Consider the following 14,264-nt stretch of genomic DNA (forward strand, 5'->3'; position numbering starts at 1 on the left):
TAGGTAACAAAGTGGTAGAAGGCAAGAGCGACGCAGATAAGAACGAACCAAAGGAACTAGGCGACAAGGTAAAAGTAGACGATCCAAACAAACTAACAGAAGATGAAAAATCAGAAGTAGTTAAAGCAGTCGAAGACGCAAACAAGGATGAAAATGGCAAGTCAACATTACCAGAAGGAAGCAAGGTAACCGTAGGCGACAATGGCGACGTAACAGTAACATACCCAGATGGCTCCAAGGATACAATTCCAGGAGACAAAGTGGTAGAAGGCAAGAGCGACGCAGATAAGAACGAACCAAAGGAACCAGGCGACAAGGTAAAAGTAGACGATCCAAACAAACTAACAGAAGATGAAAAATCAGAAGTAGTTAAAGCAGTCAAAGACGCAAACAAGGATGAAAATGGCAAGTCAACCTTACCAGAAGGAAGCAAGGTAACCGTAGGTGACAATGGCGACGTAACAGTAACCTACCCAGATGGCTCCAAGGACACAATTCCAGGAGACAAAGTGGTAGAAGGCAAGAGCGACGTAAAGAGCGACGCAAAGAGCGACGCAGATAAGAATGAACCAAAGGAACCAGGCGACAAGGTAAAAGTAGACGATCCAAACAAACTAACAGATAGCGAAAAAGAAGAACTATCAAATAACTTGGAAAAACTTAATCCAGGTACAGTGGTAACTATAGCTGATGACGGAACTGCAACACTAACATACCCAGATGGTTCAACAAATACAATTCCAGGTAGTCAATTAGTAACTGCTAAAGGTAATGGTAATACTACAAACTCTAACGTGAAGGTTAAACCAACAAATACCAATAATAAGATTAATAAAGATAATAATTCACTTGGTAAGAATACTGCTAATGCTAAAGCAGGTGAATTACCACAAACTGGTGAAACTAATGATAGTCAGAAGTTATCTGTAATCGGAATGGCATTAATGGGAATCTTAGGTTTGTTCGGCTTAGGTAAAAAGAGAAAGAAAGACTAGTTAAGATAAAGATTGACTAGCAAAAGAGATCAATAGCGTAAAAGTTATTGATCTTTTTTTGTGCAATTTGTATGTACTACTACTTAAAATATATAAGATAGTGGTATACTATTATATATAATATTTTTTAAGGTGGTGGAAATGTTGGAAAAAGTTGAGATCAGTAATGCAGAGTGGGATGTTATGAGAGTTATTTGGGCTTTAGGTGAAACAACAAGTCGACAAATTATCGAAGCTTTATCTGACAGAAGACAATGGAAACCAGCTACCACTAAAACATTAATTGGTCGCTTAGTAGCAAAGGGATATGTAGGAACTAGACGGAAAGGTAGAGCCTATATTTACTATCCTATTATTAAAGAACAACAAACAATTAACGAACAAATATTAACAAGTTTTGGAAATATTTGTCAGATGCATGTGGGTCAAACTTTGGCAACGGTATTGAATAATGTAGAATTATCCAAAGATGATATAAAAAAACTTGAGTCAATTCTTGAAGTTAAAGCAAAAAATGCTCCAGAATCATTGCCATGTAACTGTGTTCCTAATGGCAGTTGTGATTGTATGATGGAGATGGATAATTGATTTTTACAGTATTGAAATAAAAAGTTTGGTTATCCTAAAAAATATATTTAAAAACTTAGGGGAATAAAGTATAATAAAATCGTAGCTTTGCAGGTACAATTTTTTGTTGAGAGGATGGAAGAGATGGACTCTGAAAATATTAAAAATATTAAAAAGATACTAGTTGGTGTAGATGATTCAGAAGATGCTCAATTAGCATTCCGTGTAGCCATGCGTCGAGCTATTGAATTAGATGCAACTTTAGTTATTACTTCTATTTTAGAAAAAGATGAAATGAATATTTATCAAGCTATGTCACGTGATTATATTCATGGTGAACGTGCAGAATTAGAAAAGCACATGGAAGGTTACAAAAAAATAGCGCTAGAAGCAGGTGTAAAAAATGTTCAACTAGTATTTTCTGAAGGAAATGCCGGTGAAGAAATTGTTAAGCATATTATCCCTGCGGTTGAACCAGATTTACTAATTATCGGTGCTTTATCCAAAACTGGAATTAGAAAATATTTTGGTTCACAAGCTGCTTATATCGTTAAATATTCCCCAATTTCAGTGTTAGTAGTACGCTAATAATTAAAAATTATGAGGTAATAGGTCAATGAAAAAGCAACAAGCCAGAAGAAAAGAAGCATTAGGTAATAGTTTATTAGTACTTTTGCGAAAAGAACCACTTGAAAAGATAACAGTAGATCAAATTTGCCGTGAAGCAGGAGTACATCGTAGTACATTTTATCGTTACTTTACTGATAAATTTGATTTGTTAAAGTATAGTTTCTTAACTTTCATGGTTGCTGAACTTGACCCACATGATACTATTAATTCAGTTGTTACAATGATTGGCAATGATAAGCCGCTTTTTAGAAATGTATTAATTAATAATAATGATGTTACACTGATGAATATTATTACTAATATGCTCAGCGAACAGTTACTGCAAGGTTCGAAAGAAGACACAGAAAATTTTACTGACATTAACTGGGTGAGAAATGCTCTAAGCACTTCTGCAGTTCCGAAAATGACGGCTAAAATGATTGCTGGTGGAGTTCTAACAGTTGTAGTGGATTGGGTAGAACAAAATTTTCAAACACCAGAAGAAGAGTTAATCGACTTCTTTAGGAATTTCATGCCATAACATTGTAAGTAATTAAGTAAAAGCACTAGCTATCAATACTAAATTAAGTGTTGATAGTTAGTGCTTTTATTATGATTTTATAAAAATAGTCAATAATTTTAAATTTCATTGCAGTAAAAAAAATTTAGCCAAAGTATTTTACAAGATAAAAATAATAAAGTATAATACAAACAGGTAAATTAAGTACAACTGTAAACTTGTCTGAAAATGTTATTTTAAATAAATTTATGGTATTTGCTATTTACTTATATGTATATTTTATTATACGATAGAATTTGTGTTTATTGCATAAAAAGGATATAAGGCAATCTTAGTAAATTGGAGGTAAGATCAATGAGCAATTCTATTCAAAGAGCAATGGTTAACTTAACACAACTTATTAGATTACATGATTATTATGAAGGTGCTGTTGAATTGGACAAGTTAGGTGCAATCGATATGTACTATTTAGAAGCAATTAACCAATTAGATAATCCTACTATTGGAACAATTTCTAAGTTATTAGGTCAATCTACACCTAATACAAATTATCATATTAAAAAATTAACAAGTCTAGGTTTAGTGACAAAAAAAATCGATGATGAAGATAGACGTGTTACACATTTATCAGTTACAGAAGATTATACTAATGCTTTAGCACAACAAAGTGAATTTTGGGATAATTTGCAAGAACGTTTAGAAGATGAAGTAGCTCCACGTGACTTAGCTATTTTTAAGCGTGTATTACGCCAAGCAACAGAACTTATTGCTGAAAATAATCCTAGATAACTACTCATAAGTAAATAAATAATTAATAGTCTAGAATCAAAGATTCCAAAATCGATGATTCTAGACTATTTTTTATCTGTTAATAAAGAAATTAGTTTACTTTGGTTAGGAGTTAAAATATGAGAACGACGGTATGCAATTGAAACAATGAAATTTAGTGGAATATTAGTTTCAATATCTAGTGCAACTAGATCGTCAGTGTTTTTCAAAGCCAAGTCCGTTAATAAGGCTATTCCAGTATTTTGAGATACCAAACTTTTTAGTAACGGGACATCGCTTGTTTGGAAGATAATAGTTGGACGAAAATGTGCCTCGTGGGCAAAGTGTTTAAAAACTTCTGCATGAATAAAGCTTGAATTTAAGTTAATAAAGTTTTCGTTTACTAATTCATTGAAAGTTACACTTTTTCTATTTGCTAAGCGATGTTGAGGACTAACAATAATTTTAAAATTCGCTTTTGAAATAATATGTGCTTTCAAGTTTTTATTAGCTAGTGGAGTAGTTGAGCTAAGTAAAGACATATCTAAGGTACCGTCTTTTAACATTTTTAATAAAATAGCAGATCCTTTTTCTTCATAGGGTTCGATTCGTCTTAAAAGTTTGTTATCTGCTAAACCTGGAGTAATTTGTGGGAAATAGAACTGACTAATAATAGGGGGCAGTCCTAAACGGATCATTTGTTCCTGATTTCGAGAAATTTCTTTACGTGCAATTTCTAATTCATTAAGAATTGTGACTACATGCCTATCAAACTGCTCACCATCTTTAGTCAAAATAAGTTCTTTATGTGATCGATCCCGCAGAAAAAATTTTGTTTGATATTCATTTTCTAGACGTTTAATTGCTAATGTAATTGTAGGTTGACTAACTTCGAAAAATTCAGCAACTTTTGAAAAATTTTTTTCTTCAACTAATTTGTGATAATATTCTAAACTTTTTGTATCCATTTAATCACCGGTATAATAACCTTTCTTTTTATCATATAAATAATATTAATAGTTGTATCTTTATTTGACAATAATTTTAACCCAAAACTATAATGCACCATGTAAACAGGTAAATTAGATATTTACATGGGAGGAATTTATATGGCAACGCCACAAGAAATTTTAAGAAATCCATTTTTAAATAAAGGTACAGGCTTCTCTAAAGAAGAAAGAGAAGAATTAGGCTTAGTAGGATTATTGCCAAGTCACGTTCAAACAATCGAAGAACAAGCTGAACGTATCTATGAACAGTATAGCTCAAAGACATCAAGATTGGAAAAAAGAATTTACTTAATGTCCTTATTTAATACTAATAGAACATTATTCTTTTATCTAATGGGACAACATTTAAGAGAATTTATGCCAATTGTTTATGATCCAGTAGTTGCTGAATCAATCGAAGGATACAATCATTTATTTATGCGTCCTCAAGAAGCAGCATTTATTTCAATCGATAAACCTGAATCAATTGAAACAACTTTGAAAAATGCAGCTGATGGTCGTGACATTCGCTTGATTGTAGTTACAGATGCTGAAGGAATTTTAGGTATTGGAGACTGGGGCGTTGATGGAGTAGATATTGCCATTGGTAAATTAATGGTTTATACAGCTGCAGCAGGTATTAATCCAGCACAAGTTTTACCAGTTTCTATTGATGCAGGTACTAACAACAAAGAATTATTAAATGATCCATTGTATTTAGGTAACAAACATGAACGTGTTTATGGTGAAAAGTATTACGAATTAATTGATAAATTTGTAGCTGCAGTTCAAAAACTATTCCCAGAATCAATGTTACATTTTGAAGACTTTGGTCGTTCTAATGCGGACGTTATTTTAAATAAGTATAAAGATAAAATCTTAACATTCAACGATGATATTCAAGGCACAGGTATTGTTTGTTTGGCTGGTGTCTTAGGTGCTTTAAATATTTCCAAACAAAAATTCACAGATCAAAAATTCTTAACTTTTGGTGCTGGAACAGCTGGAATTGGGATTGCTCGTTTAATGTTTGATGAAATGAAGCGTCAAGGCTTGAGTGAAGAAGAAGCTAAGAAACACTTCTATCTTGTTGATAAACAAGGATTATTATTTGACGATACAGAAGGATTAACTGAAGGTCAAAAAGCATTTGTTCGTTCACGCGATGAATTTGAAAATGCTGATGAATTAACAAACTTAGAAGCTGTTGTAAAAGCAGTTCATCCTACAGTTATGATTGGTACTTCAACTCAACCAGGTGCGTTTACTGAAAGTATAATCAAAGAAATGGCTGCATATACAGAACGTCCAATCATTTTCCCAATTTCTAACCCAACTAAGTTGATTGAAGCACATGCAGATGACTTGATTAAGTGGACTGAAGGTCGTGCTTTAGTTGCAACAGGTATTCCATCAGATGATGTTGAATATAATGGGGTAACTTATAAGATTGGTCAAGCTAACAACGCTTTGATTTATCCAGGTGTATGTTTTGGTGCAATGGCAGCAAGTTCTAAAGTTTTGAATGAAGAAATGATTTCCCAAGCAAGTCATGCTTTAGGTGGAATTGTTGATCCTGATGAACCAGGTGCACCAGTTTTACCACCAATTGATAAGTTACAAGAATTTACAACAACAGTTGCTGAAACTGTAGCTCAATCAGTTATTGATCAAGGATTGTCTAAAGAAAATGTGACAGATGCTAAAAAAGCTGTAGCTGATATGAAATGGGAACCACGCTATTAATATTTATTTTAAGAAAGACAAAGAGATAGAGAGAATGAGAATAGATTAGGAGGAGATAGAGTGGCAGCATTTTTAACTTCAGTATCTAGCGTAGTTGTTATTGTTTTGATGATGGCATTAGGATACATTTTACGAAAGAATGGATGGTTTGACGATTCGTTTTCAAGTAATATTTCCAAATTAATCACACAAATTGCTTTACCAGCTTCAATTTTTATTTCAGTTCAAGATCATTTGACAAGAGATGGCTTAGGCAATTTATTCCAAGGATTACTATTTCCAGCTTTAGGAGTAGTAATAGGTTATATCATTGCTTGGTTAACAGTTAAGATTTTTAAAATTCGTCCAGGTCGTCGAGGCATCTTTATGAACACAGTGGTAAATGCCAATACAATTTTTATTGGTATGCCATTAAACAATGCTTTGTTTGGTTCAAAAGGACTATCTTACTTTTTGATTTACTATATTATTAATACAGTTTCAACCTGGGCATTTGGTGTTTATTTAATTTACAATGATGATCCAGTTGCTAAAAACAAAAATGCAGCTAAAAAGATTAATTGGCGTAAATTATTACCAATGCCATTGGTAGGTTTCATTGTTGCAATTTTATGGTTATTGACTGGTATCAAAGTTCCAGCATTTGCAGCTCAAACATTGACATATGTTGGTGGTTTGGTAACACCACTATCATTAATTTATATTGGTATTGTACTTTGTGATGCGGGATTGAAGAATTTTAAAGTTGAAAGAGATACAATTTTAGGTTTAATAGGAAGATTTATTCTTTCCCCACTTGTATTAATTTTACTTATAAAATTTGTTGCTCCAGCAGTAGGAATTCACATGGTAAGTTTAATGAGAGAAACATTTATTGTACAAGCTGCAACACCAGCATTAGCAGTTCTACCAATTTTAGCAAATGAAGCACATGGCGATGTAAAATATGCCACTGATATTGTCGTCATGAGTACAGTATTATTCATTGTAGTAGTACCAATCTTAATGACAATCATCCAATATATATAGTTTTTTAAGCATAAGAGAGAGAAACTAATCATATTATGACGATTAGAAGTTCATAATATGATTAGTTTTATTTTTATAATTTTATTTCTAATAATGTGATATAATCTAAGCTAATGAATTATCTAAGAAGGGATTTTATATTTTGGAGAGTAAGGATAAGATTTTTAGACAGGTACTAATTGCTTTATTTAGTGCAATTATTATCATTCAAAATTTCATACCATTTTTAGGTTATATTCCAATGGGGCCACTAAATTTAACAATTATCCACATAACGGTAATTGTTACGGCCTTAGTTTTTGGTACTAAATATGGATCGATCATAGGTGGAATATGGGGTGTCATTACTTTTATTAGAGCTTTTGTTTGGCCAACTAGTCCCTTAGCAGCAATTGTTTTTGTTAATCCTTTAATTTCAATATTACCTAGAATTTTAATTGGGACAGTCGCTGGCTGGTTATTCAAGTTCTTAACACTTAGGACTGGGAAAAGATATTTAAGTATGACAGTTGCAGCTGTTGCAGGATCATTAGTTAATACTATCCTGGTCCTAGGTCAAATCTATCTATTTTACCGTGGACATTCGATGGCTTTATATCATATCGACATTCAAGCATTATTACCTTATTTATTAGGGGTAATCGCAACGAATGGAATTCCTGAAGCTATTTTAGCAGGAATATTAGCCCCTATGATTGCAAAGCCCTTAAGAAAAATGATGATTAATCGTATCAAATAATAAATAAACTAATAGAAAGGAAGTTACCAAGCTTGGCGCGAAAAAGAACACAAAGTAAAAAAATAGTCAAGAAAAGACGAAAAAAAACAAAATTTAAGTTCTTATACGTAAATGGCAAACTTCGATTATCAGACTTATTATTGGTAGTTATTTTGTTAAGTTTATTATTTGTACAATTAATAAAATGGTCTGGTGCAAGCAATAGTACACAAACGACCAAAATTGAAGACGTAAAAAAGGAAGAATTTGTAGAAAAAATTGCTCCAATTGCGCAAGATGAACAGCGAAAATACCATATTTTTGCTAGTATTACTATTGCTCAAGCAGCATTAGAATCAAATTGGGGTCAAAGTGAATTAGCCACACAATATTACAATTTATTTGGGGTAAAGAGTGATACTGGGGGCTTAATGACAACTAAAGAGTATGTAAATGGACAATGGATTGTTGTAAGGGCACGATTTGCTATTTATCAAAGTTGGAGAGAATCTATTGAACAACATACGGCACTTTTAGTAAATGGAACAAGTTGGGATAGTAGTCATTATCAAGCTGTGTTGTCAGCAGATAATTATGTGGAAGCTGCTCAAGCTTTACAACAAAGAGGATATGCAACAGATCCTAATTATGCTCAGAAGTTAATTTCATTAATAAAAACATATAATTTAGATAAATATGATAATAATTAAGAGTTAAAATCCGAATTATAATGGTTGTTAAAGTTGTTATTGTATGTTATCTTTAAATATATACTTATATATCGTCATAATATGGGTGACAGTTTCTACCCAGGACCTTAAATCTTGGACTATAAGTAATTAAGCATAGTATATTTTAGTATGGGCTTTTTTACTTATGGTAAAAGAGCTTTTATTATTTTATGGAGGAATTAGGAGTTATGAAGCTATTAGAAGAGAAAATCAAGAAAGATGGAGTTGTTTTACCAGGAAATGTGTTGAAGGTAAATCAATTTTTAAATCATCAGATTGATCCTGAATTGATGTATAAAATGGGAGAGGAATTTGCAAGATTATTCAAAGATGAAGAAATAACAAAAATTATTACAGTTGAATCATCAGGGATTGCACCTGCTGTAATGACTGGATTAGTTATGAAGTTACCAGTTGTTTTTGCTCGTAAACATAAGAGTTTGACATTGGTAGATAATCTATATACTTCAGATGTTTATTCTTATACAAAGAAAGTTACTAATACAATTTCTGTTGATAAGAAATTTTTAACATCAGATGATAAAGTGTTGATTATTGATGATTTCTTAGCTAATGGCCAAGCCGTTCAAGGAATATTCAATATTTGCGATGCTGCTGGTGCTGAAATTAAAGGTGTAGGAATTGTCATTGAGAAATCTTTCCAAGAAGGTGCAAAGATTATTCATGATAGAGGAGTTAGATTAGAATCTCTAGCTGTTATTAGTTCATTTGATGATAACCAAGTACATTTTGAAGGGGAAGAATAATCATGCAAGAAAAAAATGTAAATCATGGTAGAGCTGCGATTTTAGGTTTACAACATTTATTGGCGATGTATTCAGGAGCAGTTGCCGTACCATTACTAATTGGTACAGCATTAAGATTTAATAGCGAGCAAATGACATATTTGGTATCAATTGATATTTTTATGTGTGGTTTAGCTACTTTTATTCAATTAGCTCGTAATAAGTATTTTGGAATTGGACTACCAGTTGTTTTAGGATGTGCGATTCAAGCGGTAGAACCTTTGAAGATGATAGGTAAACAATTTACAATTGGAACGATGTATGGTGCAATTATTGTCGCCGGAATTTTTGTGTTTTTGATTTCAGGTTATTTTTCTAAGATTAAGAAATTATTCCCACCAGTTGTAACTGGAACATTGATTACAGTTATCGGTTTAACATTAATTCCAATTGCTCTACAAAATATCGGTGGTGGCGATGCAACTGCTGCTGATTTTGGTAATTGGAAGAATTTAGTTACTGGTTTTGTAACGATTTTGATTATCTTGATTATTCAGATTTGGGGTAAAGGTTTTTTGAGTTCCATAGCTGTATTAATTGGTTTAATTTTAGGAACATTACTAGCAGCTACAATGGGAATGGTATCCTTGCAACCAATTGTCGAAGCTGCATGGTTCCACGTGCCACAACCATTTTATTTTGGAGCTCCACACTTTGAATGGTCATCTTCTGTAACAATGATAATCATTTCCTTAGTATCAATGGTTGAATCCACAGGTGTATTCTTTGCTTTAGGTAATTTATTAAACAAAGATATTACTGAAGATGATTTAAAGCATGGTTATCGTGCAGAAGGTTTAGCTGTAGTTTTAGGTGGTATTTTTAATACTTTCCCATACACAACTTTCTCACAAAATGTAGGTTTATTACAATTAACAGGAATTAAGACTAAGCGTCCAATTTATTGGTCAGCAGTTTTATTGATGATTTTAGGGTTACTTCCAAAAATTGGAGCATTAGCAACTATTATCCCAACTCCAGTTTTAGGTGGGGCTATGTTGGTAATGTTTGCAATGATTAGTGTCCAAGGGATTAGAATGTTGATTGACGTTGATTTCAAAGATGAACGTAATATTTTGATTGTAGCAGTGTCAATTGGATTGGGATTAGGAGTATCTATTTATCCTACAATTTTCCAAAACTTGCCTCGTACAATTCAATTGTTCTTAGGTAATGGTATCGTTGTTGCAAGTATTTGTTCAGTTGGTTTAAATGTTTGTTTCAAAGGTAAAGAAGGATTAGATCAGGAACAAATTACTCAAAAAGATGAACGTCCAATGACGGTTGAAACTAAATAAAAAGAAAAAATTCACGAGATGTAAAAACATATCGTGAATTTTTTTATGGTTTATCATCAATGTTGATTTTACGAATAACTCTGGCTGGATTTCCAACAGCCACTGAATTAGCTGGAATATCTCCTGTAACAACGCTGCCAGCACCGATAATAGAGTTTTTACCAACTGTTACTCCAGCACCAATTACAGCATGTCCTCCAATCCATACGCCATCTTCAATGATAATTGGAGCAGCTGAAAGATAATGTTGTTTCCTCAATTTGAGATCATCAGGATAAATAGTAGTATAGATGCCAACCTTTGGAGCAATATTGACATTATTTCCAATCTTAACTGGTGCATAATCTACAATAGTTGCATCATGATTTAGAAAAGAGTTATTTCCAAATGAAATATTAGTACCTAGTTCACAATAAAAATTAGATTCAATGTAAGGATTATCTCCTAAATTTTTAAATAAAGATGACAGTAATGAGTAATCATACTTATTTTCGAAATTTATCTTATTATTATATTTACGACAGATATCTTGAGCTTGAGCTTTTAATACCGTAAGTTTATCAGTTTGACTATTAAACAATCTTACAATTCCTTTTCTTCAATATAGTGTATAATTTTATTGTAGCAAGAATGTAAAAGAATGGAAGATTTTTAATGAAGAAATTAATTTTAGCAGAAAAGCCAAGTGTCGCTCGTGACATTGGAAGAATTTTAAATGCTAATGAAAAGAAGAAAAACTATCTTGAAGGTAAAAATTATGTTATAACTTGGGCTTTAGGACATTTACTAGGTTTAAAAATGCCAGAAGATTTAAACAAAAAGTGGGAGAAGTGGCAATTAGAAACATTACCAATGCTACCTAAATTCATTGGAACAAAGCCATTGCCAAAGACCAGAAGCCAATTAAAGACAATAGAAAACTTAGTCAAAAGAAAAGACATAAATGAAATTGTAATAGCTACTGATGCTGGTCGTGAAGGAGAATTGGTAGCTCGTTGGATATTACAATATGTACATGCAAATAAAAAAGTTACGCGTCTTTGGATTTCTTCACAGACAGATAAAGCTGTTAAGCAGGGATTTAAAGAATTAAAACCAGCAGAAAAATATAATAACTTATATGAATCAGCATTAGCTCGTGCCACAGCAGACTGGTTAGTTGGTTTAAATGTTACACGTGCATTAACTGTTAAATATCAAGACAATTTATCAGCTGGACGTGTTCAAACTCCTACATTATCTTTAGTGAGAAGACAAGAAGAAAAAATTGAAAAATTCATGCCTCAAAAGTATTATCGGATAGCATTACGCCTTGGTAATCAAACTGCATACATGAAACAAAAAAATATTTATGCGATTAAAGAACGTGATGAAGCTGAAAAGAAAAAGCGTCATCTGGATAATTTTAAGGGTCAAATAAGGAATATTAATTCAAAGGTAAAAAGAGAAGCAGCACCTTTACTGTACGATTTGACGGAATTACAAAGAGAAGCAAATAAGAGATACGGTTATTCAGCTAAGAAGACATTGAGCTTGGTTCAAAGTTTATACGAAATTCATAAAGTGGTATCTTATCCAAGAACTGATAGTAGATACTTGTCTAATGATATTAAGTCTACTTTAATGGAAAGGTTACAAGCGATTAGAAAATATGATAGTAGGGCTGAAGAATCTATAAAAAACAAAGCTAAGGTTATCTTGAAAAAAGTTTTCAATGATAGTAAAGTTACAGATCACCATGCTCTAATTCCGACTGAACAAGTACCAAACTACAGTAAATTTTCTGCTGATGAACAGAAAATATATAACTTAATTGTTTCGCGTTTCTTAGGGATTTTTGCACAACCTTATACAGTTGAAGAATTAAGAGTAGTTGTAACTTTTGATAAAGATGAATTTATTTTCGTAGGAAAGAAAGTTCTAGATTATGGTTGGAAGAATAAAGATGCATCTGAAGAAGTTGCTTTAAATCTGAAAAAAGATACTATAGTAAATCCAAACTTTACAGTTGAAGAAAAATTAACAACACCACCAGCACCGTTAACAGAAGCTGGATTATTAGCGCAAATGGAAAAATTTGGCTTGGGTACTCCAGCAACTAGAGCTGAAATTATTGAGAAATTAGTAAAATCGGAGCTGATGGAAAGAACTGGTCATGCACTAAGAGTAACACCTAAAGGAAAACAATTGTTAAATCTTGTAAATAAAGAACTTGTTAGTCCTAAATTGACTGCTAAATGGGAAAAACAATTGGAAGATATTGCTCATGGAAAAATGAAATCACAAAAATTTATTGGAGATATAAAAAATGATACTAAACGTTTAGTAAGTGAAGTAAAGAATAGTAAAGAAGATTATAAAGACTTTTCATTGACTAAGAAACGTTGTCCAGAATGTAATAGTTTCCTAAAAGTTCGAAAAACAAGAGATGGAGAAATATATGTATGTTCTAATCCAGAATGCAATTATCGTCGTCGAAAAGATGCTAAAGTTTCCAACCATCGCTGTCCACAATGTCACCGCAAGATGTTAATTGTTGAAGGAAAAAATGGTAAATATTTCAGATGTAAGTATGACGGTACTACTGAAAAGATGACAGTTGGTAAGAAAAATAAAAAGATGACTAAGCATGAGGAAAGAAGATTGCTAAAGAAAATTAACCAAGATGATGAGCCACAAGAGAGTCCTTTAGCATTAGCTTTAAAAGCAGCAATGGGTAAAAACGAATAAAATTGAAAATTTTTGAAAAATAAAAGTATCTATTTCCAACAACAAACGCTAATATGTTAAACTAATAAGCGAAAGTATTTAGAATTGGAAGGTAAGTACGATGGATTGGCAATTATTTTTGAATCCCTACGAACAAACCGTAAATGAATTAAAATTAAAATTAAGAGAAATGAGAAAGCAGTATCGTCAAACTGATAATCATGCACCGATAGAATTTGTAACTGGACGCATTAAATCAGTAGATAGTATTAAAGAAAAAATGGTAAGACGACAGTTAACAGAAGATAGATTAGATGAGATGGAAGACATCGCTGGTGTAAGAATAATGTGTCAGTTCGTTGAAGATATTTATCAAGTTGTATCAGATTTACGTAAACGAAAAGATATGACAATTATTGAAGAACGAGATTACATTACAAATAACAAGTCTAGTGGATATCGTTCTTATCACATCGTAATTAATTATCCTCTACAACAAATTGATGGTGAAAAGATTATCAAGGCTGAAATTCAAATCAGAACTTTGGCGATGAACTTTTGGGCAACAATTGAGCATTCACTTAATTACAAGTATCAAGGAAAATTTCCTGATGAGATAGCAGCTAGACTGCGTAGAGCAGCTGAGGCGGCTTTTCAATTAGATACAGAAATGTCTAGTATTAATGGTGATATTAAAGAAGCTCAACAGATTTTTTCACAAAAAAAAGGTTATACAGATAGTTCGCTGGATGATATAGACAACTAAATTGAGGTGTAAA

The 14,264-nt window shown here is 32.3% G+C and carries 15 protein-coding genes and 1 riboswitch; of the genes, 13 read left to right on the plus strand and 2 right to left on the minus strand.

All coding sequences use genetic code 11. The features are described from left to right. The 5 genes from NOU10_RS08000 to NOU10_RS08020 form a co-directional block, all read left to right on the plus strand. The coding region (locus NOU10_RS08000) for an LPXTG cell wall anchor domain-containing protein (RefSeq protein ID WP_255906527.1) at positions 1-995 on the plus strand (995 nt) is incomplete at its 5' end. A 141-nt stretch (positions 996-1,136) separates the two neighbouring features. After that, complete coding sequence (locus NOU10_RS08005; protein ID WP_003705203.1) at positions 1,137-1,583, plus strand: CopY/TcrY family copper transport repressor; 447 nt, start codon at positions 1,137-1,139, stop codon at positions 1,581-1,583. Between the two features lie 123 nt (positions 1,584-1,706). Continuing rightward, positions 1,707-2,150, plus strand: a complete 444-nt coding sequence (locus NOU10_RS08010; RefSeq protein WP_003703052.1) for a universal stress protein — start codon at positions 1,707-1,709, stop codon at positions 2,148-2,150. A 28-nt stretch (positions 2,151-2,178) separates the two neighbouring features. Next, positions 2,179-2,712 carry a TetR/AcrR family transcriptional regulator gene (locus NOU10_RS08015; RefSeq protein WP_003710625.1) on the plus strand — a complete coding sequence of 178 codons (534 nt, stop codon included), beginning with the start codon at positions 2,179-2,181 and terminating at the stop codon, positions 2,710-2,712. A gap of 333 nt (positions 2,713-3,045) precedes the next feature. Further along, positions 3,046-3,480: a MarR family winged helix-turn-helix transcriptional regulator gene (locus tag NOU10_RS08020; RefSeq protein WP_003705201.1), complete on the plus strand. Its 435-nt coding sequence runs from the start codon at positions 3,046-3,048 to the stop codon at positions 3,478-3,480. A gap of 65 nt (positions 3,481-3,545) precedes the next feature. On the opposite strand, the gene NOU10_RS08025 is transcribed toward NOU10_RS08020, so the two are convergent. Beyond that, complete coding sequence (locus tag NOU10_RS08025) at positions 3,546-4,427, minus strand: LysR family transcriptional regulator (protein ID WP_161022877.1); 882 nt, start codon at positions 4,425-4,427, stop codon at positions 3,546-3,548. Positions 4,428-4,568: 141 nt separating this feature from the next. Between NOU10_RS08025 and NOU10_RS08030 the strand changes: the two genes are divergently transcribed. The 6 genes from NOU10_RS08030 (at position 4,569) to NOU10_RS08055 (ending at position 10,776) form a co-directional block, all read left to right on the plus strand. Next, positions 4,569-6,194: a malolactic enzyme gene (locus NOU10_RS08030; protein WP_255906528.1), complete on the plus strand. Its 1,626-nt coding sequence runs from the start codon at positions 4,569-4,571 to the stop codon at positions 6,192-6,194. A 60-nt stretch (positions 6,195-6,254) separates the two neighbouring features. Then, a complete protein-coding gene (locus NOU10_RS08035) occupies positions 6,255-7,223 on the plus strand; it encodes an AEC family transporter (RefSeq protein WP_255906529.1) in 969 nt (322 codons plus the stop codon). Between the two features lie 142 nt (positions 7,224-7,365). Beyond that, complete coding sequence (locus tag NOU10_RS08040; protein ID WP_255906530.1) at positions 7,366-7,962, plus strand: ECF transporter S component; 597 nt, start codon at positions 7,366-7,368, stop codon at positions 7,960-7,962. A 32-nt stretch (positions 7,963-7,994) separates the two neighbouring features. Then, a complete protein-coding gene (locus NOU10_RS08045) occupies positions 7,995-8,651 on the plus strand; it encodes a glycoside hydrolase family 73 protein (RefSeq protein WP_255906531.1) in 657 nt (218 codons plus the stop codon). 44 nt (positions 8,652-8,695) lie between these two features. Continuing rightward, positions 8,696-8,793, plus strand: a riboswitch (purine riboswitch). A gap of 67 nt (positions 8,794-8,860) precedes the next feature. Beyond that, a complete protein-coding gene (locus NOU10_RS08050; RefSeq protein ID WP_255906532.1) occupies positions 8,861-9,439 on the plus strand; it encodes a xanthine phosphoribosyltransferase in 579 nt (192 codons plus the stop codon). A gap of 2 nt (positions 9,440-9,441) precedes the next feature. Beyond that, positions 9,442-10,776: a nucleobase:cation symporter-2 family protein gene (locus NOU10_RS08055; RefSeq protein WP_003705195.1), complete on the plus strand. Its 1,335-nt coding sequence runs from the start codon at positions 9,442-9,444 to the stop codon at positions 10,774-10,776. Between the two features lie 43 nt (positions 10,777-10,819). Here NOU10_RS08055 and NOU10_RS08060 read toward each other — a convergent pair whose 3' ends face one another. Next, positions 10,820-11,356: a sugar O-acetyltransferase gene (locus NOU10_RS08060; protein WP_255906533.1), complete on the minus strand. Its 537-nt coding sequence runs from the start codon at positions 11,354-11,356 to the stop codon at positions 10,820-10,822. Positions 11,357-11,430: 74 nt separating this feature from the next. On the opposite strand from NOU10_RS08060, the gene NOU10_RS08065 reads away from it, so the two are divergent. Further along, positions 11,431-13,506, plus strand: a complete 2,076-nt coding sequence (locus NOU10_RS08065) for a DNA topoisomerase III (protein ID WP_255906534.1) — start codon at positions 11,431-11,433, stop codon at positions 13,504-13,506. A gap of 100 nt (positions 13,507-13,606) precedes the next feature. Then, the gene (locus NOU10_RS08070; protein ID WP_003703093.1) at positions 13,607-14,251 is read left to right on the plus strand and encodes a GTP pyrophosphokinase family protein; all 645 of its coding nucleotides are present in this window, start codon (positions 13,607-13,609) and stop codon (positions 14,249-14,251) included. Positions 14,252-14,264 lie beyond the last annotated feature (13 nt).

Origin of the sequence: Ligilactobacillus sp. MP3, from assembly GCF_024436335.1 — a bacterium.
Classification (GTDB): Bacteria; Bacillota; Bacilli; order Lactobacillales; family Lactobacillaceae; genus Ligilactobacillus; species Ligilactobacillus salivarius.

What these genes read in the sequence shown, in the direction of transcription:
- NOU10_RS08050 (WP_255906532.1), top strand. Translation starts at nt 8,861, where the DNA reads ATGAAGCTATTAGAAGAGAAAATCAAGAAAGATGGAGTTGTTTTACCA.
- NOU10_RS08030 (WP_255906528.1), top strand. Translation starts at nt 4,569, where the DNA reads ATGGCAACGCCACAAGAAATTTTAAGAAATCCATTTTTAAATAAAGGT.
- NOU10_RS08010 (WP_003703052.1), top strand. Translation starts at nt 1,707, where the DNA reads ATGGACTCTGAAAATATTAAAAATATTAAAAAGATACTAGTTGGTGTA.
- NOU10_RS08055 (WP_003705195.1), top strand. Translation starts at nt 9,442, where the DNA reads ATGCAAGAAAAAAATGTAAATCATGGTAGAGCTGCGATTTTAGGTTTA.
- NOU10_RS08070 (WP_003703093.1), top strand. Translation starts at nt 13,607, where the DNA reads ATGGATTGGCAATTATTTTTGAATCCCTACGAACAAACCGTAAATGAA.
- NOU10_RS08005 (WP_003705203.1), top strand. Translation starts at nt 1,137, where the DNA reads ATGTTGGAAAAAGTTGAGATCAGTAATGCAGAGTGGGATGTTATGAGA.
- NOU10_RS08020 (WP_003705201.1), top strand. Translation starts at nt 3,046, where the DNA reads ATGAGCAATTCTATTCAAAGAGCAATGGTTAACTTAACACAACTTATT.
- NOU10_RS08015 (WP_003710625.1), top strand. Translation starts at nt 2,179, where the DNA reads ATGAAAAAGCAACAAGCCAGAAGAAAAGAAGCATTAGGTAATAGTTTA.
- NOU10_RS08065 (WP_255906534.1), top strand. Translation starts at nt 11,431, where the DNA reads ATGAAGAAATTAATTTTAGCAGAAAAGCCAAGTGTCGCTCGTGACATT.
- NOU10_RS08025 (WP_161022877.1), bottom strand. Translation starts at nt 4,427, where the DNA reads ATGGATACAAAAAGTTTAGAATATTATCACAAATTAGTTGAAGAAAAA.